Annotated in this window: 21 protein-coding genes; 14 read left to right on the forward strand and 7 right to left on the reverse strand. The window is 74.4% G+C overall.

Annotated features, from left to right (window positions below; translation table 11 throughout):
• Window positions 1-64: 64 nt before the first annotated feature.
• Window positions 65-892 (reverse strand): hypothetical protein, encoded by an 828-nt coding sequence (locus tag AB0M03_RS35920; RefSeq protein ID WP_363499832.1) that lies wholly within the window; start codon window positions 890-892, stop codon window positions 65-67.
• Window positions 893-1348: 456 nt separating this feature from the next.
• On the opposite strand from AB0M03_RS35920, the gene AB0M03_RS35925 reads away from it, so the two are divergent.
• Window positions 1349-1582 (forward strand): hypothetical protein, encoded by a 234-nt coding sequence (locus AB0M03_RS35925; RefSeq protein WP_363499834.1) that lies wholly within the window; start codon window positions 1349-1351, stop codon window positions 1580-1582.
• A gap of 11 nt (window positions 1583-1593) precedes the next feature.
• Here the strand turns inward: AB0M03_RS35925 and AB0M03_RS35930 are convergent, their stop codons facing one another.
• Window positions 1594-2178: a TetR/AcrR family transcriptional regulator gene (locus tag AB0M03_RS35930; RefSeq protein ID WP_363499836.1), complete on the reverse strand. Its 585-nt coding sequence runs from the start codon at window positions 2176-2178 to the stop codon at window positions 1594-1596.
• A 107-nt stretch (window positions 2179-2285) separates the two neighbouring features.
• Between AB0M03_RS35930 and AB0M03_RS35935 the strand changes: the two genes are divergently transcribed.
• Together AB0M03_RS35935 and AB0M03_RS35940 are read left to right on the forward strand one after the other, a co-directional pair.
• Window positions 2286-2663 (forward strand): nuclear transport factor 2 family protein, encoded by a 378-nt coding sequence (locus AB0M03_RS35935; RefSeq protein ID WP_363499838.1) that lies wholly within the window; start codon window positions 2286-2288, stop codon window positions 2661-2663.
• A 10-nt stretch (window positions 2664-2673) separates the two neighbouring features.
• The gene (locus AB0M03_RS35940) at window positions 2674-3228 is read left to right on the forward strand and encodes a methylated-DNA--[protein]-cysteine S-methyltransferase (RefSeq protein WP_363499840.1); all 555 of its coding nucleotides are present in this window, start codon (window positions 2674-2676) and stop codon (window positions 3226-3228) included.
• A gap of 132 nt (window positions 3229-3360) precedes the next feature.
• Here AB0M03_RS35940 and AB0M03_RS35945 read toward each other — a convergent pair whose 3' ends face one another.
• Window positions 3361-4425: an ATP-grasp domain-containing protein gene (locus AB0M03_RS35945; protein WP_363499841.1), complete on the reverse strand. Its 1065-nt coding sequence runs from the start codon at window positions 4423-4425 to the stop codon at window positions 3361-3363.
• A 549-nt stretch (window positions 4426-4974) separates the two neighbouring features.
• Here AB0M03_RS35945 and AB0M03_RS35950 point away from each other — a divergent pair.
• From AB0M03_RS35950 to AB0M03_RS35970, 5 genes are all read left to right on the forward strand, one after another.
• On the forward strand, window positions 4975-6402 hold the full coding sequence (locus tag AB0M03_RS35950; protein WP_363499843.1) for a family 2B encapsulin nanocompartment shell protein: 1428 nt from the start codon (window positions 4975-4977) through the stop codon (window positions 6400-6402).
• Between the two features lie 102 nt (window positions 6403-6504).
• Entirely contained in the window at window positions 6505-7554 is a 1050-nt protein-coding gene (locus tag AB0M03_RS35955) for a family 2 encapsulin nanocompartment cargo protein polyprenyl transferase (RefSeq protein ID WP_363499845.1), read from the forward strand.
• A 202-nt stretch (window positions 7555-7756) separates the two neighbouring features.
• A complete protein-coding gene (locus AB0M03_RS35960; protein ID WP_363499847.1) occupies window positions 7757-9094 on the forward strand; it encodes a DUF1254 domain-containing protein in 1338 nt (445 codons plus the stop codon).
• A 170-nt stretch (window positions 9095-9264) separates the two neighbouring features.
• Window positions 9265-9816 (forward strand): SigE family RNA polymerase sigma factor, encoded by a 552-nt coding sequence (locus AB0M03_RS35965; RefSeq protein WP_363499849.1) that lies wholly within the window; start codon window positions 9265-9267, stop codon window positions 9814-9816.
• A 92-nt stretch (window positions 9817-9908) separates the two neighbouring features.
• A complete protein-coding gene (locus AB0M03_RS35970; protein WP_363499851.1) occupies window positions 9909-10712 on the forward strand; it encodes a hypothetical protein in 804 nt (267 codons plus the stop codon).
• 57 nt (window positions 10713-10769) lie between these two features.
• Here AB0M03_RS35970 and AB0M03_RS35975 read toward each other — a convergent pair whose 3' ends face one another.
• On the reverse strand, window positions 10770-12884 hold the full coding sequence (locus tag AB0M03_RS35975; RefSeq protein WP_363499853.1) for a sigma-70 family RNA polymerase sigma factor: 2115 nt from the start codon (window positions 12882-12884) through the stop codon (window positions 10770-10772).
• Between the two features lie 252 nt (window positions 12885-13136).
• Between AB0M03_RS35975 and radA the strand changes: the two genes are divergently transcribed.
• Both radA and disA read left to right on the forward strand, forming a co-directional pair.
• A complete protein-coding gene (radA, locus tag AB0M03_RS35980) occupies window positions 13137-14672 on the forward strand; it encodes a DNA repair protein RadA (RefSeq protein ID WP_363499855.1) in 1536 nt (511 codons plus the stop codon).
• A 178-nt stretch (window positions 14673-14850) separates the two neighbouring features.
• Complete coding sequence (gene disA / locus AB0M03_RS35985) at window positions 14851-15909, forward strand: DNA integrity scanning diadenylate cyclase DisA (RefSeq protein ID WP_363499871.1); 1059 nt, start codon at window positions 14851-14853, stop codon at window positions 15907-15909.
• A gap of 234 nt (window positions 15910-16143) precedes the next feature.
• Here the strand turns inward: disA and AB0M03_RS35990 are convergent, their stop codons facing one another.
• Entirely contained in the window at window positions 16144-16959 is an 816-nt protein-coding gene (locus tag AB0M03_RS35990) for a hypothetical protein (protein WP_363499857.1), read from the reverse strand.
• A 178-nt stretch (window positions 16960-17137) separates the two neighbouring features.
• Between AB0M03_RS35990 and AB0M03_RS35995 the strand changes: the two genes are divergently transcribed.
• Both AB0M03_RS35995 and AB0M03_RS36000 read left to right on the forward strand, forming a co-directional pair.
• On the forward strand, window positions 17138-17887 hold the full coding sequence (locus tag AB0M03_RS35995) for a rhomboid family intramembrane serine protease (protein ID WP_363499859.1): 750 nt from the start codon (window positions 17138-17140) through the stop codon (window positions 17885-17887).
• An 83-nt stretch (window positions 17888-17970) separates the two neighbouring features.
• A complete protein-coding gene (locus AB0M03_RS36000) occupies window positions 17971-18861 on the forward strand; it encodes an A/G-specific adenine glycosylase (RefSeq protein ID WP_363499861.1) in 891 nt (296 codons plus the stop codon).
• A gap of 74 nt (window positions 18862-18935) precedes the next feature.
• Here AB0M03_RS36000 and AB0M03_RS36005 read toward each other — a convergent pair whose 3' ends face one another.
• Window positions 18936-20522, reverse strand: a complete 1587-nt coding sequence (locus AB0M03_RS36005; RefSeq protein ID WP_363499863.1) for an MDR family MFS transporter — start codon at window positions 20520-20522, stop codon at window positions 18936-18938.
• Window positions 20523-20741: 219 nt separating this feature from the next.
• Here AB0M03_RS36005 and AB0M03_RS36010 point away from each other — a divergent pair, with 219 nt between their 5' ends.
• Window positions 20742-21389, forward strand: a complete 648-nt coding sequence (locus AB0M03_RS36010) for a helix-turn-helix domain-containing protein (RefSeq protein WP_363499865.1) — start codon at window positions 20742-20744, stop codon at window positions 21387-21389.
• 41 nt (window positions 21390-21430) lie between these two features.
• Here the strand turns inward: AB0M03_RS36010 and AB0M03_RS36015 are convergent, their stop codons facing one another.
• On the reverse strand, window positions 21431-22402 hold the full coding sequence (locus AB0M03_RS36015; protein ID WP_363499867.1) for a M23 family metallopeptidase: 972 nt from the start codon (window positions 22400-22402) through the stop codon (window positions 21431-21433).
• 418 nt (window positions 22403-22820) lie between these two features.
• On the opposite strand from AB0M03_RS36015, the gene AB0M03_RS36020 reads away from it, so the two are divergent.
• A complete protein-coding gene (locus AB0M03_RS36020) occupies window positions 22821-23924 on the forward strand; it encodes a beta-eliminating lyase-related protein (RefSeq protein WP_363499869.1) in 1104 nt (367 codons plus the stop codon).
• The last annotated feature ends 145 nt before the right edge of the window (window positions 23925-24069 follow it).

Consider the following 24069-nt stretch of genomic DNA (forward strand, 5'->3'; position numbering starts at 1 on the left):
GGCGGGGGGCGGGCGGGCCCGGCGGCCCGCCCCGCGGGGGGGCCCCCCGACCGGTGCAGCGCGGTCAGGCGCACTTCGCCGCGGTGTTGAACAGCGACATCGCGGTGACCTTGCCGCCGTCGACCGCGAAGACCAGCTCCCAGTCCTGTGCGCCGTCGACCGGCAGGGTGTAGCCGCCCTCGATGGCCTTGACCGCGGGGTGCGCCTTCTTCAGGTCGTCCTCGGTGGAGCCGGTGCCGAGGCCTTCGGCGGTACGGGCCTTCGGCGGGGCGACCAGCTGCTTGAGCTGCCCGGTGGTGCCGAACTTGGCGCCGCCGACCGCCTCGAAGGCCTTCTCGCGGGCGACCAGGAGCTTGGTCTCGTCGGCGATGGCGGTGGTGGAGTCGGCGAGCAGCTGTGCGACCTCCGCCGAGCGCTTGGCGTCCTCGGCGTACTCCTGCGCCGAGGCGCCGGCACCGGCCCGCTTGGCGTCCGCATCGGCCTTGGCCTTGTCCGCCTTGTCGCCGGCCTCCTTCGTCCTCGTCGTGGCCGCCTTCTCCGCGGCGATCACGGCGGGGTCGGGGGCCGGGCCGTCGTGGTACGCGAAGACCGTGCAGCCGGTCAGGGCGGACATCGGCGCGCTCTGCAGGGCGCCGCTGCCCAGCGCGGCGTCCTTGGTCGTGCCCGGGCCGAGGCCGCGGTAGCCCTTCGGGCCGAACACCTCTGCCCGGGCCGAGGCGGAGCCCTTGCCGGCTCCCTCGTCGGAGCCGGTGCAGGCGGTACCGCCCACGGCCACCGCGGCGGCGACCAGGGCGGCGCACAGCAGCCGGGTGCGGCCGCCGCGGTACCCGGCCCGTCGTGCCGGTGCCTGCGACGGCTGCTCGAACCGGGCCTGCTGCTGTGCATGCGTCATGTAGGAACCTCGTGTTGCGCGAAGACGGTGACGGTCGTGGGCGGGGACGCCCGGTACGGCGCTGCGGCGTCGACACGCTGCTCCGCACCCTTGCGGTGCCATGGCCCGCTGCCCCCCGGCCGTCCGTCCAGCGGCCGGCCGGCCGACAGCATGTCAGGTGCTTCGCAGGCATTCAAACGGTTATCCGACCATCCGTCAGCCTGTGAGGAGTGCCTCGTGCGCCCGGGATGCGGGCCGCCGCACTCGGCTCCGGCCGAGTCGCTCGTGGCGTCCTGCGGCCTCTTCCGGTAGCAGGACGCACTCTCCGGCCCACGCCCTGCCGCCGCCCGCTGCGGCCCACCCGCCGTGTGTCCCGTTCACTGCGTGACGGGCGCGCCGGAGCCGGGCGGCGGTCGTACGGTGGACAGGGGGGTCGGAGACGCCTGGCGGCAGGCGTGAGACCCGCGGGAGGCCGCGATGCCCGGTTCTGTCACGATCGGCCACACCGATGCGCTGGTGATGCTCAGCCACGACGATGCCAAGCGGCTGTCGGCGATGCTCGGGGAGATGGCGCACATGTTGGAGGCGTCCGGCGCGAGCCGGCTCAGTGATGCCCAGGTCGCCGGGCTGTGCGAGGGCAAGGAGCAGTCCCGCGGCGAGCTCACCGAATGGTGCCGGCACCTTTCGCAGTACCTGGCCGAGCACCTGTGAGGTGAGGCTGCTCAGCGCGGGGCGCGGGCCGCGAGGCCGTCGAGCAGGGCGTCGACCTCGGCGGTGATCAGGTCCAGGGCGGCGGTCGGGTCGGCCGCCCTGGCCAGCAGCATGCCCGCTTCGCAGAGCGCGCCGAGCAGCAGGTGGGTGCGGATCGTGGGGTCGTCGGCCGGCGCCGCCCTGGTGAGGCCCTGGCGCAGCAGGGCGGTGGAGTGCGCCTCCTCGACGGCGCGGACCTCGTCCCAGCCGAGGACGGCGGGCCCGTCGAGCAGCAGGATCCGTCGTACCGCGGGGTCGAGGCAGCTGCGGAGGAAGGCGTGGCAGCCGGCCCGTACGGCGGCCCAGGGTTCGAGGCCGGCGGCGGCCTCGGCGAGGCGGCGGGCACGCTGCTCCTCGGCACCGGTGAAGACGGCCCGGAGCAGGGCGGGCTTGCCGTCGAAGTGGTGGTAGACGGCGCCCTTGGTGAGGCCCGCGGTGCGGGCGATGTCGTCGATCGACGTGGCGGCGTACCCCGAGGTGCCGAAGTGCTCGGCGGCCGCGGCGACGATCTGCCGCGTGGTGGTCTCGGACCTGTCCGCCTGGGTGCGCCGTGCCATGCCGTCCGCCGTCTTCCGCTGCCGGTGTTGACACGCATACTAGCGGTACGTAACTTGCATACTTGAAGTACGTACTCATGGTATGCAACTGGACAGGGGTGGCGGACATGGCCGATGCACATGGGGACTTCGTGACGCGCTGGGCGGACTTCTGGGCCGCGCCGGACCCGGCCCGGCTGGGCGGGCTGAGCGCGCCGGACATCGTGCTGCGCTGGCCCGGGCGGGCCGAGCCGATCCGGGGGCTGGAGAGCTGGTCGCAGCAGGTCGCCGGGGCGCTGGCGCGCTTCCCCGACCTGAGGCTCGAGGTCGTCGCGGACGCCGGGAACCGCTCGGTCTCCTTCATCGCCTGGCGGGCCGGGGCAACGGTGGAGGGCCGGCCGGTGCAGTGGGAGGGCGTGGACCGGATGGAACTGCGCGACGGCCTGGTCGTCGATTCGACGGTCGTTTTCGACACCGCTGCCCTGCGGGCGGCCGCGACGGAGTAGGTTCCGGGGTATGGAGCAGCTGTCCTGGGTCACGGTGCCGACGCCCCTGCCCAGCGGGCCGATGCGCTTCGCCGTCACGCCGGTCGGCGTTGCCGCGGCCTCGTACTCCGGCGAGTCGGTGGCGGGGCTGAAGGCCGGCGTGCCGGAGTGCACCGAGCAGCGGGTGGTCGACATGCTGACCGGGCGGCTCGATGAGTACTTCGGCGGCCGACGCAGGGAGTTGGGCCTGCCGATCGACTGGAGGTTCGCCTCCGGCCCGCACCGGGTGGTGCTGGAGCGGCTGTTGGCGGACACCGGCTACGGGCACACCATCACCTACGGCGAACTCGCGGCCCGCAGCGGCGTCTTCGAGGACGTGTCGGAGCCCGGCCTGGCAGCCAGGACGGTGGGGCAGATGATGGGCGCCAACCCGCTCGCGCTGCTGGTGCCCTGCCACCGGGTGGTGGCCGCGGACGGCCTGGGCGGCTTCGGCGGCGGCCCGCACGGGATCGAGATCAAGCGCTGGCTGCTGACCCTGGAGGGCGTGCTGCCCCCCACACTGGACTGGGACGGACCGGCCGGCTGACCGGGTTGTGTCGTCGCTTCGCTCCCGCGCTCGCCCTCTTTGCCCGCCGACGGGCAGGAGGGGCCCACCCTTTCGGCACCGGCGGGCCCGCCCGCTCGTCGGGAGTCCGTGCGCTGCGGGCGGGCCGGTGCCTCAGACGGCGGCGGCCGGGGTGCGCTCCCAGTCGCGGGTGCGCTGCCGCGGCAGCACCGGCTGGATGCCGGAGACCAGGGTGTACTCGGTGTCGAGCAGGTCCGCGGGGAACGCGGTGACCGGCGACTCGCCGAGTGCGAGCTGCACCGCCGTCCACGGCAGGTTCAGGCCGCAGAGCCGCAGCTGGTGCAGTCCGCCGGAGGGCCGGGTGTTGACGTCGAGGACGACCGGGCGGCCGTGGTGGTGCCGGTACTGGACGTTGGACAGGTAGGAGACCTGGAAGGTCTCGATCAGCCGGCGGGTGGGCTCCAGGTAGCGCGGGTCGGTGGTGAACGTCCGGCGTCGGCGGGTCTTGGTGCGGCCGACCGCGGCGAGCAGGCGGCCGTCCGGGGCGGCGAGGCAGTCGACGGAGATCTCGGGGCCCTCCAGCAGCGGCATCACCAGCAGGTCGGCGGGCTCCGGGCTCTGCTCCAGGGCGTGCAGGACGAGGTCGAGCTGGACGCTGGCGTCCGGGAAGCCGGAGAGCCGGCGCAGGCTGAACGGCTCCCGGGTGAGCACCCGGAAGCCCTCGCCGCCGGCCCCGGAGGCGGGCTTGAGGCAGGCGGTGGAGCCGTCCGCCTCGATCTCCTCGACGGCGGCGACCAGCTCGTCCGCGGTGCGGACGTGCCGCCACAGCGGCACCGGCAGGCCGGCCGCGGCCATCGCGGCGTAGCCGTCCGCCTTGCTCTCGAAGGCGGCGATGGCGGGCGCGGTCGGGCACACCAGGGCGGTGCCGATCGCCTCGAAGTCGCGGCGGCGCAGGGATATCGCGAGCTGGCCCAGGCGGGGGAGGAATACGTCTATGCTGTGGCGGGCGCAGAATTCCAGGGCGAATTCCACATAGGCCTCGGGGGAGAGGCCGTCGGGTTCGAGCGACCCGAAGTCCGCGGCGGCGAGCACCGGGGAGTCCGGGTCGACGTGCGTCGCGTGGATCTCGACCGGGCGCGGGGCGGCGCGCAGCAGGTCGATGAAGAAGACGTTCTCGGCGTAGGTACGGTTCAACCAGACGCGAACGGGGGCGCTCACGGAGTTCTCCCTGGAAAAGGGCGCAGCAGTGGGAGGGCGCGGTCGGGCGGCCTGCCTGCCGGCGTCATGCCGCGCTCTTGAGGTGGCACCTTAGCGCTCTGGCCGGGCCGGGTGTGCGGGGGGTGGGGGGTCGACGTGGCGGTCGATCAACATGCGTGGGCATCAGGGTAGTTGGTGGCTGATGACGGGCCTGTGACGGCAACTTCCGGCATGTTGCGATCAGATGAAATCGCGATCGGTCGGAGTGTGCGCACGGGTGCCGGACCCGGGAATGATGGACGTGCTCATGGCAGGCGGCGGACACCGTGCGGGCCGTTCGGGCCGGACGGGCGCTGCCGGCGGCGGGACGTGCCGCTCCGCGCGGTTTTCCGCGGGGATCTTTCGGCGGGTCCGCCATTTTCGAGCACGCACTCTATTCGTACTATTTGCAGGCTTCAATTGACCACTCGTACGAGTGATTGCGGGCGGGGCCGAACGGGCGTCAGCATTGTTTGACAAAGCAGCGCGTCCGGTGCGCGCATGCCTCGTGCGAAGGGTCCGCGATTCTCGATGTCGACCGAAACCAGCATCGGTGTTCCTGCACAGGGGGGCGAGCCGCAGACGCGGCAGCAGTCCAGCCTGAGCACGGCCGGTGCGCGGAATCTGGCCAGCACCACCAAGTCGGCCCCGCAGATGCAGGAGATCAGCTCGCGCTGGCTGCTGCGGATGCTCCCCTGGGTGCAGGTCTCCGGCGGCACCTACCGGGTGAACCGGCGGCTGAGCTTCGCGGCCGGCCGGGGCAGGGTCGCCTTCGAGCGCACGGGCTCCCGGGTGCAGGTCTTCCCGCCCTCGCTGTGCGAGCTTCCGCTGCTGCGCGGCATCGAGGACGGCGCGCTGCTGGCCGCCCTGGCCGGCGGCTTCGTCCAGCGGGAGTTCCGGGCCGGCGAGCAGCTGGCCGCCGAGGGCGGCCCGGTCGACGAGCTGCTGCTGATCGCGCACGGCAAGGTGGAGCGGCACGGCACCGGGCCGTACGGCGAGCCCACCGTGCTGGGCTCCCACGCGGACGGGGACCACCTCGGCGACGAGGCCCTGCTCGGCAGCGGCACGGTCTGGCCGGCCGGCCTCCGGGCCGCGACCGCCGGCACCCTGTTCGCCCTCCCACGTGCGGTCTTCGAGCGGCTGGCCGACGGCGCCCCGGAGCTGCGCGAGCGCGCCCGGGCCCTCGCCGAGAGCGCCGGCCGCCCGCAGAACAAGCACGGCGAGGCCGCGATCGAGCTCTCCGCCGGCCACGTCGGCGAGCACGATCTGCCCACCACCTTCGTCGACTACGAACTCGCGCCCCGCGAGTACGAGCTGAGCATCGCGCAGACGGTGCTCCGGGTGCACACCCGCGTCGCCGACCTCTACAACCAGCCGATGGACCAGACCGAGCAACAGCTCAGGCTGACCGTCGAGGCGCTGCGCGAGCGCCAGGAGCACGAGCTGGTCAATAACCCGGAGTTCGGCCTGCTGGCCAACGCCGACCACGGCCAGCGCATCCAGACCCACTCCGGGCCGCCCACCCCCGACGACATGGACGACCTGCTCAGCCGCCGCCGCGGCACCAAGTTCTACCTGGCCCACCCGCGGGCCATCGCCGCCTTCGGCCGCGAGTGCAACAGGCGCGGTGTCTACCCCGGCTCCCTGGAGGTGCAGGGCAGCCGGGTGCCCGCCTGGCGAGGTGTGCCGATCTTCAGCTGCAACAAGATCCCGATCACCGGCGGCGACACCAGCTCGATCCTCGCCATGCGCACCGGCGATGACAACCAGGGCGTCATCGGCCTCCACCAGACCGGGATTCCCGACGAGTACGAGCCCGGCCTCTCGGTGCGCTTCGCCGGCATCGACGAGAAGGCGGTCATCTCGTACCTGGTCACCGCCTACTACTCCGCGGCGATCCTCGTGCCCGACGCGGTCGGTGTCCTGGAGAACGTCGCCCTGTCCGGCCCGCGCGACTGACGGCCCGCCGGGCCGCCGAACAAACAGCAGCACCGAGCAGTACCAACGGCACGGGCGGGGGCAGGCCGCCGCCCGTGCCGCCACACCGAGGGGGAGGACCACATGGCGATCTTCGCGCCCGAGCGCGACCACACCGACGGGCACGAGGCGGGCAACGTCCTGGCCCGCGCCCGTAGCACCGTCGACCCGGGCCTGCGCGCCGCCGTCGACACCCTGCCGGGCACGATGCGCCGCATCGCGGGCTACCACTTCGGCTGGTGGGAGGCGGACGGCACCCCCACTGCCGCGGGCTCCGGCAAGGCCATCAGGCCCGCCCTGGTGCTCGCCGCCACCCAGGCCGCCGGAGGCACCCCGGCCAGCGCCGTCCGGGCCGCCGCCGCCGTCGAGCTGGTGCACAACTTCACCCTGCTCCACGACGACGTCATCGACCGCGACCGCACCAGGCGCCACCGTCCCACCGCCTGGCGGGTGTTCGGCACCACCGAGGCCATCCTCGCGGGGGACGCCATGCACTCCCTCGCCCTCCGCGTCCTAGCGGAGGACACCCACCCCGCCGCGCCGGCGGCCGTCCGGCGGCTCGCCGACTGCGTGGTCGAGCTCTGCGCCGGCCAGCAGGCCGACTGCAGCTTCGAGCAGCGCAGCGACGTCACCCTCGCCGAATGCCTCGCCATGGCCGAGGGCAAGACCGGCGCCCTGCTCGGCTGCGCCTGCGCCCTGGGCGCGCTCTACGCCGGGGCCGAGGAGGCCGCCGCCGACGTCCTGGACGCCTTCGGCCGCGAGATCGGCCTGGCCTTCCAGCTGATCGACGACCTGATCGGCATCTGGGGCGACCCGGCCGTCACCGGCAAGCCGGTCGGCGCCGACCTCGCCGCCCGGAAGAAGTCCCTCCCGGTGGTGTACGCGCTGAGTTCCGGCACACCGGCCGCGGCCGAGCTCGCCGCGCTCTACTCGCTGGACCGCCCGCTGAACGCCGCCGAGCTCGAGCAGGCAGCCGCAGCGGTGGAGCGGGCCGGCGGCCGCAGCTGGGCCCAGGGCGAGTCCTGCGAGCGGATGGCCTCGGCGATCGCCCACCTCGCCGAGGCCATCCCCGATCCGTCCGCGGCCGACGACCTGCTCGCCCTCGCCGAGCTGGTCACCCGCCGCTCGCACTGATCGGGGCGAGCCCGCGGACGTACCGCCGGCCGCAGTGCCCCTCTCCTCGGCGACGCCCAGCGGCGTGCCGATCCGGGTGTACGAGGTGGCCCGGGGTCGTGTTCGCCGCCGGGCAGCGGTTGCCGCGCCGCGGCCCGGGCAGGACCTAGTCTCGCTTCATACCGATTTGTCCCGAACAGGCAGCGTTGGGGAGTGAGACGGCATGGGTAACCCGGTCCTGGTGGATGCGGACACGGTGCGCGGCACGGCGGCGGAGGCCTGGATCTGGGGGCTGCCCCTGCTGGAGAACTACCGGACGCTCTACGCACAGGCCGTCGACGACGCCGACCCCCGCTACACCGGCGGCTTCGGTGTCTTCCGCCACTACCCGCACCCGGCCGCCCAGGACGACACCGACGCCGCCGCGTCCGACCACGACACCCCGTACTCCTGGGCCTGGCTCGACCTGCGGGCCGAGCCCTGGGTCCTGGAGGTCCCGGCCACCGACCGGTACCACGTGCTGCCGGTGCACGACCTCGACACCTGCTACGTCGGGTTCGTCGGCTCCCGCACCACCGGCGGCCGGGCCGGCCGCCACCTGATCGCCGGGCCGGGCCACCACGGCACGCCGGCCGAGGGCTTCGACGGCGTCCTGCGCGCCGACACCGAACTGGTCGGCATCGTCGGCCGGACGCACCTGGCCGGCCCGGACGACGTCGATGCCCTGGAACAGGTCCAGGCCGGCTACCGGCTCCGCCCGCTGAGCGCCGACCGCGGCACCGCACCGCCCCCGCCCGCGCCGGACCCGGTCTGGCCGGTCTGGCGCGAGGAGGTCCTCGACAGCCTGGAGTTCTTCTCCTTCCTCGACTTCCTGCTCGGCTTCTTCCCGATGCTCCCGGCCGACGCCGACCTCCGCCGCCGCCTCGCCGAACTCGGCATCGGCACCGGCGACTTCGAGCAGGCCGCGCTGCCGCTGGAGATCCGGGACGCCATGGTCCACGGCATCGCCGACGCACACGCCCAGCTGACCGCGAAGGCCACCGACAGCCACGACTCCACCGGCCTCTTCGGCACCCGCGCCCAGCTCGGCACCGACCACCTCGGCCGGGCGATCGGGGTGTCCACCGGCCTGTACGGGCTGCCGGCCGAGGAGGCCTGGTACACCGCCTGGGTCTCCACCGATGAGTCCGGGCCGGGCGAGGAGACCGGGGAGCCGCTGGACGGCTCTGCCCACGCCTACGTGCTGCGCTTCCCGCCCGGCGGCCGCCCGCCCGCACGCTACTTCTGGTCGGTCGCCGTGTACGGGCTCCCCGAGCGGCTGCCCGTCGACAACCCGATCGACCGGTACGCCGTCGGCGACCGCACCCCCGGCCTGGTGGAGGACGAGGGCGGCGCACTCACCCTCCACCTCCGGCGCGACCGCCCCGAGGACCCGCAGGAGCAGGCCAACTGGCTGCCCGTCCCGCCCGGCCCCTTCACCGTCCTGCTGCGGGTGTACGGACCCGAGCCGACCGTCCTCGACGGCCGCTGGCAGCGGCCCCCGCTCACCGTGCGGCCCTGACCGTGCGGGTCTGACTATGCGGCCTTGATTGGGCCGCCCCCGCCGACGCGGCGTCAGCCCCCGGCAGCCGGAAGAATCCCGGCCGGCCTGTAACGCCGCGCCCTGCCGACCGCGTCGTACAGGCAGGGACGTGCGGGGACGGACGGGACGCAAGGGGCGGGGGCGACGGTATGGCCAGGGGCGGGCCCGGACACGGGCACAGCATCAGGGACGAGGAGTTCCTCGACTTCGCGGCCACGCGCTCCGGCCACCTGTACCGGTCGGCCTGCCTGCTGACCGGCGGCGACACCCATCTCGCCGAGGACCTCGTCCAGGAGACCCTCGGCAAGATGTACGCCGTGTGGCGGCCGGGCGGCGGCCGGCGGCCCGGCACCCGGCGGATCGACAACCCCGCCGCGTACGCCCAGGGCGTCCTCTACCGCCTGTTCCTCACCCACGTCCGGCGGCGCAGCAGTTCCGAGCGACCCGTCGGCGAGCTGCCGGACCGGCCCGGGCCGGACCGCGACTCCTCGCTGCGGCTCACCCTGATCGAGGCACTGGCCGACCTGTCCCCGAGGGACCGCGCCGTACTGGTGCTGCGCTACTGGGAGGACGTCAGCGTGGAGGAGACCGCCGAACTCCTCGACGCCAGCCCCGGTGCCGTCCGCACCCAGACCTCGCGCGCCCTCGGCCGGCTCCGCCTGCTGCTCGGCGATGCCCTGCCCGACCTCGCCCTGCGCTGACGCCCTGCACCGCCCGCCCGTCCCGAGCCCCGCATTCCGAGCCCTGCATTCCGAGACCTGCCCGAGCCGACCGCAGAGACGGTGAACCAGCCATGTCCGAACCACCCGAGGCCCTTCCCGAGGAGGAGCTCGTCCAGCTCTTCCGGGAGGCCGGTGACGGATTCGTGCCCGACCTCCCGCGGATCGCGCTCGGCGCCGTCGAACGCGGACGGGCGCTGCGCCGCCGCAGAGCCTCCGCCGTTGTCGGCGGGGCGGCGGCGCTCGTCCTGATCGCCGGCGGAGGCGCGCTGGTCAGGGCGCTCCCGGAGTTCCGGCAGTCCGACGGACGGACGGTGATCGGGGCCTCGCCGACCCTCGGGCTGCCCGCCGGCATGACGGACCAGGAGATGGTGACCGCACTGCGGCCCCATCTGGCGGGCTGGCGGATCGTCGACGCCCAGGGCACCGGGACGGCCGGTGCGGCCCGGACCGGGGCCGTCCCGCTGGCGGAGGTCACCGTGGACGACGGCAGCGGGCCGGCCGGGCTCCGGACGGCGGTGTGGCGCGATCCCTCCCGGGCGGTGCTGCAGACGATCGTCTGCACGAAGCAGCAGCCCGAGGTGTCGTGCAACTGGGAGACACTGCCGGACGGCTCCGCCGCGATGACCTGGAAGTCGAGCGACCGGGAGACGGGCGCGAAGACCTGGTGGTGCCTGCTGGCCACGCCGTCCGGCAAGCGGGTGTCGGTGACGGAGTGGAACTCTGTCCAGCCGGGCGGCTCGATCAACCGCCCGGAGCCGCCGCTGAGCACCGAGAAGCTCCTGGCGATCGCCGTCGACCCGGTGTGGGACCGGGCCGTGGACGCCGCCGCCGACTGGTCCTCCCACCACTCGGCCGGCTCCGGCGACCGGGGCTGATCCGCCCCTGCCGGCCCTGCCCCGACCCGGATCGGTGCCCGGCCGGGGCAGGACCGGTCACGGCTTCGTGCCGCTTCCGGTGCTGGTGCCGCCGCCGGGGCCGCCGTCCGCGCCGCGGCGGCCCGTGCCCTGCGAGGGGCCGCCCCCGTCGCCGTCGGCCGGCGGCGGGGAGGCCGAGCCCTGAGCGGGAGCCGGGTCGCCGCCCGGCGCCGGGTTCGACGGACTGCCATCGGACGGACTGCCGCCCGGGGCCCGGTCACCGCTCGACTGGCCCCCGCCCGGCGTACTCCCGTCCGACGGAGTTCCGCCCCCGGACGGCGGCTCGGGGCTCCGGCTCCCGCCGGTGCCGCCCGCACCGCCGTCCGAGGGCTCGGTGGGGGCGGAGGAGCCGCCCGCGGGGTCGCCGGACTGTCCGCCGCGCTGGGTGGGCCCGCCCTCCAGAGTGACCACGGCCTCGGACGGCGGCAGCGCGATCCGTGCCGTCCAGTGCCCGGCGGGCACCCGCTCCTCGTCCACGGTCACCGTCACGGTGATGCGCCGGCCCGGTTCCAGGGTGCCCTCGTCGCGGCTGAGCCGGAGCCAGTCGACCCCGACCTCCGCGTGCCAGTGGATGGTGGTGCCGCCGGAGTTGGTGAGGGTGATCACCGTGCGGCTGCCCCACTCGCTGGCCTCCACTGTCAGCAGGCCGGGCTTCGCGGGCGGCGCCGGCGGGACGGGGGCGAGGTCGGCGGCGGCCAGCGCCTGCGAGCCGTGCGACGGCACGGGGACGACCGCACCCTCGACAGCCGGGAGCAACGTTTCTGCACCGGCCGATCCGGCCAGCTGCAGCCCGTCGGGCGCCGCATCCCGCCCACCGGCACCCGCCAGGCCCGACCCGTCCGGCCGCTCCGCCCCGGAGGCGTCCGGCGCCCCGGTCGGCGAGTCCACCCGGACGGAGGAGACCGGCGTCGCGGCGCCGACGCTCTCCCCGCCGCGGTAGGCCGCCCACAGCGCCGCCACCGGCGCCGTCAGCACCGCCGCCAGCACGCCCGTGGTCACCACCCGCTGCCGGACCATGGCGAGCCCGGCGGAGGGGGCGCGGTGCCGGGGGAAGCCGCGCTGGTCGAAGCGGATCGCTGCCGCGCCCTGCTCGGGCGAGACCAGCCGCCGCCCGGCCGCGGCACCCGCCAGGAAGGCCGCGCCCGCCGCACCGCCCGGCACCTGTGCCGCCGTGGTGCCCACCCGCACCGTCACCGGGGCGGTCAGCAGCGGCAGGCCTTCCAGGCCCGTCGGCCCGGGCTCCAGCTCGCCCGCCACCCGCCCGGCGGTGCCGCGGCAGGTCGGGCAGTCCACCACGTGCTGCACCAGCTCGCGGCGGAGCGCCGGGCCGAGCACCCAGCCACTGCGGCCCCCGGCGCCCGCCCCGCCGAGCTGGGCGAGCTCGGGGCAGGTGTTCGCGCCCAGCACCAGCAGGGCCGCCCGGGTGCGGGCGACCTCGGCGCCCGCGGACTCCAGCAGTTCCTCGGCGGCCGGCGCCGGCAGCCCCAGGACGGCGGCGACCTCCACCGCTGCGAGCCCGTGACGGACCGCCAGCTCCAGGGCCTCCCGCTGCTCCGGGCCGGTGCCGGCCGCCTCCGGCCAGGCCAGCTTGGCCAGCTCCGTACGCCGCTGGGCGACCACTGCCGCGCCAGGAGCACCGCCCGTGCCGATCGGGCCGGCACCGGCCGCACCGCCGTCGGCGGGCCCGGAGCCGCCCGGGCGGCTCCGGCCGCCGCGGGCGGTCGAACCCCTCCCGCCGGCCCGGCGCGCCGCCGCGGACGCGCTCCGGCGCACGGTGTCGACCGCCCGCGCGGGGCCGGCCGCGTCACGGCCGTGCCGGGCGCCCCCGGTCTCGCGGGCGGGGGAGGGGGCGGCGGTGTCGGAGGGGTCGGAGGCGGCGTCCGCCCCGTGCTCCAGGCGGCGCAGGCAGCAGTGCCGCGCCAGTGCGTACAGCCAGGCCCGGCGCAGGGCGGGGTCGGCCAGTCGGTCGCCGTGGCGCAGAGCCAGGTCGCGGACCTCGCCGACGGCGGCCACGGCCGCGTCGTGCTCGCACAGGACGGAGAGGCAGTAGGTGAACAGCCCGTCCACGTGCCGACCGTAGGCGTGCAGGACCGGTGACCCGGCAGCCACCGGGCTTTCAAGCAAGCTCGTCACGCGTTCGACGGTAGGGACGGTGCCCGGCCGTTCCCGGGGTTTCCGCGGGCTTGTACTTCTTTCGGGTAACAGCACCTGCCAGACCGTGACCCGGCGCGGGGACGGGCGTGTGCGGGCGGGTGCGCGCTGCCGGTGTGATGCACCTGCCCGTCCCGCCCACGGCCCCGCCGCCGGGCCCGTCCGGTGCGCCCGGAGGGCCCGGACCGTGCGGGGCGGCCCGCACTGTCGGACCCACCGGCTACGGTTGGCCGCATGGCTGCCCGCACCAAGACCACCGCCAAGCCGCGCCCGGCGTACCGCTGCACCGAGTGCGGCAACCAGCTCCCCAAGTGGGTCGGCCGCTGCCCGGAGTGCAACTCCTGGGGCACGGTCGAGGAGTACGGCGCCGTCCCGCTGCGGACGACCGCCGCGGGCCCGGTCAGCTCCCCGGCGAAGCCGATCGGCCAGGTCGACGGGCAGGTGGCGACCGCCCGCACCACCGGCGTGCCCGAGCTCGACCGGGTGCTCGGCGGCGGCCTGGTCCCCGGCGCGGTGGTGCTGCTCGCGGGCGAGCCCGGCGTGGGCAAGTCCACCCTGCTGCTGGACGTCGCCGCGAAGGCGGCCGGCGAGCGGCACCGCACGCTGTACGTCACCGGCGAGGAGTCCGCGGGCCAGGTCCGGCTGCGCGCCGACCGCATCAACGCGCTCTCCGAGCACCTGTACCTGGCCGCCGAGTCCGATCTGGGGGCGGTGCTCGGGCACATCGAGGCGGTCAACCCCGGGCTGCTGATCCTCGACTCGGTGCAGACCATCGCCTCCGCCGAGCTGGACGGCGCCCCCGGCGGCCCGGCCCAGGTCCGCGAGGTGGCCAACGCGCTGATCCGGGCGTCCAAGGAGCGCGGCATGGCCACCCTGCTGGTCGGCCACGTGACCAAGGACGGCCAGATCGCCGGCCCGCGCCTGCTGGAGCACCTGGTCGACGTGGTGCTGAGCTTCGAGGGCGACCGGCACGCGCGGCTCCGCATCATCCGCGGGGTCAAGAACCGCTACGGCGCCACCGACGAGGTCGGCTGCTTCGAACTGCACGACGAGGGCATCGCGGGGCTGGCCGACCCGTCCGGCCTCTTCCTGACCCGCCGTGACAAGCCGGTGCCCGGGACCTGCCTGACCGTCACCCTGGAGGGGCGCCGCCCGCTGGTCGCCGAGGTGCAGGCGCTGATGGTGGATTCGCAGATCCCCTCGCCGCGCCGGACGACCTCCGGCCTGGAGTCGCCGCGGATCGCGATGATCCTGGCCGTGGTGGAGCGGCACGGCGGGGTGAAGCTCGGCAAGCAGGACATCTACACCGCCACGGTCGGCGGCGTGAAGCTCACCGAGCCCTCCGCGGACCTCGCCATCGCCCTCGCGGTGGCCAGCTCCTCCTCCGACACCCCGCTGCCCAGCAACCTGGTCGCGATCGGCGAGGTCGGCCTGGCGGGCGAGGTGCGCCGGGTGACGGGCGTGCAGCGCCGGCTGGCCGAGGCGCACCGGCTCGGCTTCACCCACGCGCTCGTCCCGCCGGACCCGGGCAAGGTCCCGCCGGGCATGAAGGTGGTCGAGGTGGCCGACATCGGCGAGGCGCTGCGGGCCATTCCGGGCCGACGCCGCAGCTCCGGCCGGCCCCGGTCCGAGCAGTCCGCACCGCCCGTCGCGGCCCCGCGCGGCAGCGCCGGCGATCCGGCGCGGGCGGCGCTGGAGCGGTACGTCCCGGCCCACCCGGAGGAGCTGATGGAAGGGTGGGAGCCGGTCGACGCGGACGAACTCGACTGACTCCGGCCCCGCTATTGCCGCACGCAGTTAGACTTTGCCCTGTCTAATGGGCAATCGGTAATCGGTGCAGTAATAAGCGAGAGACCGTCGGGCGCCGCGCCACGCGGTCCGGCTCGACCGGAGGAGTCACGTGGCAGCCAGCGACCGGGCGGACAAGTCCCCCCGCGAGGAGGCCCTGCTGCGGGCTTCCCTCAGTGCGATCGCGCCGGGCACGGCGCTGCGGGACGGCCTGGAGCGGGTGCTGCGGGCCAACACCGGCGGCCTCATCGTGCTCGGCTTCGACAGGGGCGTCGAGTCGCTGTGCACCGGCGGTTTCGTGCTGGACGTGGAGTTCACCGCCACTCGGTTGCGCGAACTCTGCAAGCTCGACGGTGCGGTGATCCTGGACAAGGACATCACCAAGATCGTGCGGGCCGGCGTCCACCTGATGCCGGACTCCACCATCCCGACCGACGAGACCGGCACCCGCCACCGCACCGCCGAGCGGGTGAACCGGCAGACCGGGTTCCCGGTGGTCGCGGTCTCGCACTCGATGCGGCTGATCGCGATGTACGTGAACGGCTCCCGCCGGGTGCTGGAGGACTCGACGACCGTCCTCTCCCGTGCCAACCAGGCACTGGCCACGCTGGAGCGCTACAAGCTCCGCCTCGACGAGGTCGCCGGCACGCTCTCCGCGCTGGAGATCGAGGACCTGGTCACCGTCCGGGACGTCGCAGCCGTCGTCCAGCGGCTGGAGATGGTCCGGCTGATCGCCGCCGAGATCGCCGGCTACGTGCTGGAGCTCGGCACCGACGGCCGGCTGCTCTCGTTGCAGCTCGACGAACTCATCGCGGGGGTCGAGCCCGAGCGCGAGCTGGTCGCCCGGGACTACTTCCCCGAGCGGGCCGCCAAGAAGGGCCGCACCGTCACCGAGGTCCTCGCCGATCTGGAGGCGCTCACCCACGCCGAGCTGCTCGACCTGCAGACGGTGGTCAAGGCGCTCGGCTACTCGGGCTCGCTGGAGGCGCTGGACTCGGCGGTCTCACCGCGCGGCTACCGGCTGCTGGCGAAGGTCCCCCGGCTGCCCAACACCGTCATCGAGCGGCTGGTCGAGCACTTCGGCGGCCTGCAGAAGCTGCTCGCCGCCAGCATTGACGACCTGCAGACCGTCGAGGGCGTGGGGGAGACCCGGGCCCGGTCGGTGCGCGAAGGGCTGTCCCGCCTCGCGGAGTCCTCGATCCTGGAGCGCTACGTCTGACGGCGCGCGGCCCAGGCCGCGCCCAGGGCGTGTCCAGCACCGCCGGCCCGTCCGGTGGGGCGGACGGGCCGGCTGCTGCGACCACTCTCCACTTCTGGCAGGGGCGCGACAAAGAGGCTTTCCCGAGATCGCACACACCCCTCACAGCGGCACCGCGGCCCCTCACAGCCCCATGACGTGCGACGGCCCGCCCCGGTCTGCGGGGCGGGCCGTCGGTCGCGGCACGGCGCGGGCTCAGCCCTCCAGGCGGACGGACGTTCGGGCGGAGACCGGGCCGCCGGCGGGGGCGGCCAGATCGGCCTGGACGAGGTAGTTGCCGGGCCCGGCGGGCGCGGCGTCGGCGGAGGCGCACTGCGGCTTGCTGCGGCTGCGGTTCCAGGTGAAGCTCTCGGTCAGCCCGGCGCCGGCTGCCAGCTGCACCCACGCCGCCTGGCGGTTGGCCGGGCAGTCGCCGGAGGACCAGACCCGCTCGCCGCTGCTGGCGGTGACGGTCAGCGTCGAGGCCGTGCGGCCGAGGTCCACCCGGCAGCCGGAGCCCGAGGTGTTGCGGACGGTCAGCGAGAGCCGCGGCTTGACCGTCGAGGTGTACGAGTTCTGGGCGCTCGCCAGCTCCAGCGAGACCTGGGAGGCCGAGCACACCGGCAGGGCCATCACCTCGGAGGTGTTGGTCGGCGGCTGCCCGGCGCCGCCGCCGGTCGAGGTGCCGCCCGCGGTGCCGGCCGCGCCCGAACTCCCGCTGCCCGTACCGCCGGTGCTCACGCTGACGTCGTCGCCCGAGGTGCCCGCGGAACCGGAGGGGCCGGCCGTGGAGGCGCCGCCGCCGGTGCTGCCGCCCCCGCCGCCGGGGCGCGAGGTGATGGCGGAGCCGGTCGGACTCGCCCCCGGTGTGATCGACTGCACCGGTGCGGCCTGCGCCGTCTTCTTGTCCCCCTGGGCGTCCTTGTCACCTGATCCGGTGACGAGCCAGGCGACCAGCGCGATGACGACGGCCAGTGCGGCGAGCACGACGAGACGCCGTCGCCAGTAGATCGAGGCCGGCAACGGTCCCACGGGTTGACGCAGAGAGGGCACGCGCAAACTCTACGAGACTGTGTGCACCCGTTGATGCATCAACACTGTACGGGGATCACTTCCTTCACATGATCCGCCATTTGCTCCGGACGGGCGCGGGCCGTTCGGGGTATTCCCGGGCCTGTCCGGGCCCCGGGCGCAGCCCTATAGTCGCGTCATGGCGACCGACCAGCGCACCGAACCCGATCCCGCCCGAATGATCGCCGAGGCGCGCCGCGCCTTCTTCGTGGTGTTCGGCCTCCTCTGCACGGTCTGGGCGGTGCAGATCGTCAACTGGCTCGCCGACTACGACCTCACCCTCGACTTCGGCATCCGCTCGCACCGGATCGACCGGGCCGCGGACGTCCTTGCCGCGCCCTTGCTGCACGTGAACTGGCAGCACGCGGAGAGCAATTCGGGGCCGCTGTTCGTCTTCGGCTTCCTCGCCGCCTACCGCGGGGTCAAGAAGTTCCTCGGGCTGACCCTGCTGGTGGCGCTCACCAGCGGTGCGGCGGTCTGGCTCTTCGAGCGGGAGAGCGTGGTGACCGTCGGAGCGAGCGGCCTGGTCTTCGGCTACTTCGGCTACGTGGTGCTGCGCGGCCTGATCGACCGGAACCTGATCGACAGCCTGATCGGCCTGGTGATGGCGGCCTCCTTCGCCTACATCCTGACCACCGCCGTCCCCGGCACCCCGGGCGTGAGCTGGCTGGGCCACCTCGGCGGACTGGTCGGCGGCCTCCTCGGCGCCTGGCTGTTCCGCGACCGCGGCGCCCGCACCGCCCGCCGTGCGCCCGCGGCGGCCGCGCCGGCGACCGGCGCGGCAGCGGCAGCCGCGGCCGGCGCCGCTCCCGGTCAGGGCGCCGGCAACCGCCTTCCGGAGAGCCCGCGCGCGGCGCTGCTCAAGGAACTGGACGACCTCGGCCTCTGACGGCCCCGCCCGGGGGAGCCCCCTGCCCCGGGGCGCCGCCGACGGCCCGGACGCGTCCGGCGGCATGGGAGGATCGGAGTGCCATGGTTGCCATCAATGCCACTCCCGCCCGGCTGCACTCCACCGTCATCGGCTGGTACGAGGCCAACGCCCGCGACCTGCCCTGGCGGACGCCGTCCGCCACTGCCTGGGCGGTGATGGTCAGCGAGTTCATGCTCCAGCAGACCCCGGTGAAGCGGGTGCTGCCCGCGTACGCGGCCTGGCTGGAGCGCTGGCCGACCCCGGCCGACCTGGCCGCCGACGCACCGGGCGAGGCCGTCCGGATGTGGGGCCGGCTCGGCTACCCGCGCCGTGCGCTGCGGCTGCACGGTGCGGCCGTGGCCATCACCGAGAAGCACGGCGGCGAGGTGCCGGAGGACCACGCCGCGCTGCTGGCCCTGCCGGGCGTCGGCGAGTACACGGCGGCCGCGGTCGCGTCGTTCGCCTTCCGGCAGCGGCACGTGGTGCTGGACACCAACGTCCGCCGGGTGTTCGCCCGGGCGGTCACCGGCGTCGAGTACCCGGCACAGGCGACCACCGCGGCGGAGCGCCGCACCGCCGCCGAGTACCTGCCGGCCACCGCGGACACCGCCGCCACCTGGGCGGTCGCGGTGATGGAGCTCGGCGCGCTGGTCTGCACCGCCCGCGGCCCCGAGTGCGCCTCCTGCCCGCTGCTCGCGGACTGCGCCTGGCAGCGGGCCGGCCGTCCGCCGTACGAGGGCCCGGCCCGGCGCGGGCAGACGTACGAGGGAACGGACCGCCAGGTGCGCGGGAAGCTGCTCGCGGTGCTGCGCGAGGCGCACGGCGAGGTGCCGCAGGCCCGGCTGGACGCGGTCTGGCCGGACGCCGTACAGCGGGCCAGGGCCCTGGACGGGCTGGTCGCCGACGGCCTGGTCGAGCCGGTCGCGCAGGGCGTCTACCGCCTGCCGCACTGACCCGCTGGCCGCAGCACGCACAGGCGAAGGGCCCGCCCGGAACATCCGGGCGGGCCCTTGCCGTACGGCGGGGATCAGACCGTTTCGAGCTGCGTCTCCGGCTTCTGCGTGCCGGCGCCGCGCAGCGGCACCTCGCGCAGGAACAGCGCCGCGGCGACCGCGACCACGCTGATCACGGCGCCCCACAGGAACACGGTGTGCATGCCGTTGGAGACGGCGTGGTGGTAGGCGTCCTGGACGGGCGCGGGCAGCTTGCGCAGCGCCTCGGGGCCCATCTGGCCGAGGTTGGCGCTCGCGCCGCCCCCGCTGCCGAGCCGCTCCTTCATGGTGGCGGTGACCTGGTGCGTGAAGAGCGCGCCGAACAGCGCCACACCGATCGAGCCGCCGATGGTGCGGAACAGCGTGGCGGTGGAGGAGGCCACGCCCATGTCCTTGAGCTCGACGCTGTTCTGCGCGACCAGCATGGTCACCTGCATCAGGAAGCCCATGCCGGCGCCCAGCACGACCATCCAGCAGGCCGAGGTGAACCGGCTGGTGTCGGTGCCGAGGGTGGAGAGCAGCAGCGAGCCGCCCGCCATCACCGCGGTGCCGATGATCGGGTAGATCCGGTACTTGCCGGTCTTGGTGATGGCCTGGCCGACCACCAGCGAGATCACCAGCATGCCGAACATCATCGGCATCAGCAGCAGGCCGGAGTTGGTGGCCGAGGCGCCCTGGACGGTCTGCTGGTAGAGCGGCAGGAAGGTCACCGCGCCGAACATCGCGAAACCGACGATGAAACCGATCACCGAGACCAGGGTGAAGTTGCGGTTCTTGAAGAGCGACAGCGGGAGCATCGGCTCCTCGACGCGCTGCTCGACGTAGCAGAAGCCGATCAGGGTGGCGACGGCGAGCGCGCCGAGGCCCAGGATCTGCTTGGAGCCCCACTCGTACTCCTGGCCGCCCCAGGTGGTGACCAGGACCAGCGAGGTGATGCCGACGGTCAGCAGCAGCGCGCCCAGGTAGTCGATCCGGGCGGTGGAGCGGGTGGTCGGCAGCTTCAGGGTGATCACGATGAAGGCCAGCGCGAGCACGCCGAGCGGCAGGTTGATGTAGAACGTCCAGCGCCAGCTCAGGTGGTCGGTGATGAAGCCGCCGATCAGCGGGCCGCCGATGGTGGCGAGCGCCATCACCGCGGCGAACATGCCCTGGTACTTGCCGCGGTCGCGCGGCGGGACCAGCGCACCCATGATCGACATCACGCCGACCATCAGGCCGCCGGCGCCGAGGCCCTGCACGGCGCGGAAGGCGATCAGCTGGCCCATGGTGCCGGACAGGCCGGAGAGCGCGGAGCCGAGCAGGAAGATCGCGATCGAGAGGACGAAGGTGCCCTTCCGGCCGAACATGTCGCCCAGCTTGCCCCAGATCGGGGTGGAGGCCGCGGTCGCCAGCGTGTAGGCGGTGACCACCCACGAGAGGTGCTCGGCGCCGCCGAGGTCGCCGACGATGGTGGGCATCGCGGTGCCGACGATCAGGTTGTCGAGCATGGCGAGCAGCATCGCGACGACGAGGCCGATCATCACCAGGCGGATCTCGCGCGGGGTGCGGGGGACGTCGTCCGAGGCCTCCGGGGCTCCGGCTGCGGGACCTTCCGCGGCTTTTTCTACCTGTTGGTGTGACATCGAAGCGTCTCCCCGAGAGCGGCCTGCCGCGTGGTCCGCGGCCTACTTACTTGTCGACCGGCTAGTTATCCGGTCGCGTCGCACGGTAAGTTGTCCCCCAGCCGGACGTCAAGCCGGTTTCGGCGGACCGCCCCCGGGCAGGGAGAATGGACCCTGGAGGTGCGCCGGAGCCGGAGCGCTACCGCCACCCACCGCAGCCACGAGGCAGGCCAGCCACCGATGAGTACGACGCAGAGCCCCCGCAGCGACACCCGAGCGCGGATCATCGAGGTGGCCCTGGAGCTCTTCGCGTCACAGGGCTACGAGAAGACCTCGCTGCGGGAGATCGCGGACCGCCTCGGCGTCACCAAGGCCGCGCTGTACTACCACTTCAAGACCAAGGACGACATCGTCCACGGCATCGTCGGCTCCATGGCCGCGCCGATAGACGAGGCGATCGCCTGGGGCCGCGAACGCCCCTGGTCCCCGGAGCTGCGGGACGAACTGGTGCGGCGCTTCGCCGCCGGCATGGCCGACCGCGCCCCGCTGCTGCGCTTCTTCCACGAGAACCAGCCCGCGCTGCGGGAGTCCGCGGCCGGGCTGGAGTTCAAGGACCGGATGCTGGCGATGATCGGGCTCATCCAGGGCCCGAACGCCACCTTCCGCGAGCGGCTGCGCGCCACCGTCTCGCTCTTCTCGATCAACTCGGCGTTCTTCCTGCTCAAGCAGGACGACACCGAGTCCGGTGAGTCGGCCGCCGCCTGCGCCGAGGCCCCGCCGGCCACCCTCGCGGAGGCCATGGAGGCGGCCGTCGAGCTCGCCCTGGAGATAGCGTCCGGCATCTCGGCCGGTGCTGCCGCCCCCGCCGCCGGCGCGACCGCCTCCTGACGTCCCCCGGCGGTCGTCGGCCCTCTCAGGGCGGGGAGCGATCAGAAGTTCTTCGCGCCGTGCGCCGAGAGGTACTTGATCGGGTCGATCACCGCGGCGTACCGGTTGGCGGTGCGGATCTCGAAGTGCAGGTGCGGACCGGTCGAGTTGCCGGTGCTGCCGGACAGGCCGACCCGGTCGCCGGCCTTCACCTTCTGGCCCGCGTGCACGCCGAGCTTCGACAGGTGCGCGTACTGGGCGAAGTGACCGTCCGCCAGCTTCAGCACGACCTGGTTGCCGTACGCGCCGGCCCAGCCGGCCGACACCACGGTGGCGTTGCCGACGGCGACCAGCGGGGTGCCGGTGCGCACCGCGAAGTCCACACCGGTGTGGAAGCCGGCCGCGTAGCCGCGGTTGGTCTTGTGGTACGGGTTGCTGGTCGGCGCGCCCGGGGCGGGGGAGGACCAGTCCGGCTGCGCGGGGGCGGGCGCCGGGGCGGGCTGCGCCTGCTGGGCCGGCTGCGGCTGCGGGGCGGCCTGCTGGGCCGGGGCCGGCTGGGCGGCGGGCTGTGCCTGCTGCGCGGGCTGCGGCTGGGCCAGGTTGCGCGCCACGCCGACCGAGTCCTGGGCGGAGACCGAACGCGGCTGCTTGTAGGTGCTCGGCTCGGCCACCTGCACCACGCGGCCCTCCTGCTGCGGCGCCGAGGAGGCGGTGAAGACCGAGCTGCCCGGCACCGTCGGGTGAACGGTGGCCTGCGCCGAGGCGTGGCCCGGCAGCAGCAGTGCGCCCAGTGCCAGGGCGGCGACACCGCCCGAGGCGACCTTCGCCCGGTTGCCCGGCCGAGGGGAGGCGGCCGCCGCCCGCACGCCCGACAGGTCGCCCGTCCGGCCGGCTCCCAGCAGGCCCGACAGGCCGCCCCCGCGGCCGGCCTCCAGCGCGCGGGAGGTCAGGGAACGGGCGTTGAGCATGGCCGCGGCGGTGCCGGCGGAGGCCGTGCGGACGATACGACGAGTGGCGTCGGAGAACGAAGGCATGGTGGCTGGACCTCGCGGAAGGGGGCGGTGCGCAGCGGAGCCGCACGGCTCCCTGGCGGGGACCACTCCGGTGTAATCGCTCTTCCGGAGCGACCCAAACGGTGTGACCTACGACGGTCCGTCGTGCTGGACGCCCCGCGGCCCGCCCCTGCCCCCGTGTCCCGGGCCCCGGGCGGCGCCGTCACTACTACCGGCGCTCGTACCGGCCCGGGGGCCTGTGACCACTGCCACCGCGGTACCCCTGTCGTCCGGGGGCCAATCGTGACCCGGGCCACAGCCGGGCACCGTTCCGGGGCGCGGCGCGTCCTGCGGCGGTCGCGTCCGGTCCGGACGGGGCGGAGGAGAAGCGGTACGGCAACTTCCCGCCCTCCTCGCTCCATCCGGCGCGCCGGGCGGGGATCTGGGCGAGGATCGGGGAGTGAACGAGGAATTCCAGCGGCGTCGCTTCGCCGCCTTCCGGTCCAGCGGCCGGCTGCTCTCGGGCAGCCGGCCGGCCAGCCTCCGCGAGCGGATGACGGCCCTCGCCGCCGACGCCGACCAGGTGTACGACCTCGACCAGCGGCCCGACGTGTACGGCGACGGCGCCGTGCGGGCCCTGGAGGAGAAGGTGGCGGCGCTGCTCGGCCGCCAGGACGCGGCCTTCTTCCCGACCGGCACCATGGCGCAGCAGGTGGCACTGCGGTACTGGGCGGACCGCACCGGCAGCCGAGTGGTCGCGATGCACCCGCTGGCCCACCCCGAGCTGCACGAGCGGCGGGCCGTCACCCGCCTCACCGGCCTGCACACGGTGTGGCCCACCACCGCGCCGCGCCTGCCGAACCCGGACGAACTGCGCTGCTGCGAGGAGCAGTTCGGCACGCTGATGCTGGAGCTGCCGTTGCGCGACGCCGGGTTCGTGCTGCCGTCCTGGCAGGACCTGTCGGAGGCGGTCGAGGCGGCCCGCGGGCTCGGGGCCAGGGTGCACCTGGACGGCGCCCGGCTGTGGGAGTCGACCGGTCACCTGGGCCGTACGCTGCCGGAGATCAGCGCGCTGGCCGACTCGGTGTACGTCTCCTGCTACAAGTCGCTGGGCGGCCTCAGCGGGGCCCTGCTGGCCGGCGACGAGCAGTTCGTCCGGGAGGCCAGGGTCTGGCGGCACCGGTACGGCGGCCGGCTCTTCCAGCAGTGGCCGGCGGCGCTGGCAGCGCTGGCCGGGCTGGAGCGCGAACTCCCGCGGCTGCCCGGCTACGTGAGGCACGCGAAGACGATCGCGGCGGCCCTGGCGGAGGTCCCGGGCGCCCGGGTGGACCCGCTGCCGCCGCACACCCACCAGTTCCGGCTGTGGCTTCCGCACACCGCGGACGCCCTCACCGAGGCCACCCTGCGGCTGGCCGAGGAGCAGGGGATCGCGCTGTTCTCGTTCTGGGACGAGCCGGGCGCGCCCGGTCTGGCGATGACCGAGGTGACGGTGGGCAGTGCCGCCCTGGAGTGGACGGCGGACGACGTCGCCAAGGCGATGGGCGAGCTGCTGGCGATGCTCTGAGCCCGGAAGCGCACGTCGGGCTCCCGCCGGGGAATGCACGTCGGCCCGTTCGGCGAGATCCGCGACAGCAAGGTGGTGAAGTCCCACGAGGACGCCGTCGCCGAGGAGGAGGAAGCCGAGGGCCGCACGGACGAGGAGCCGGACG

It is taken from the genome of Kitasatospora sp. NPDC051914, from assembly GCF_040680995.1.
Classification (GTDB): domain Bacteria; phylum Actinomycetota; class Actinomycetes; order Streptomycetales; family Streptomycetaceae; genus Kitasatospora.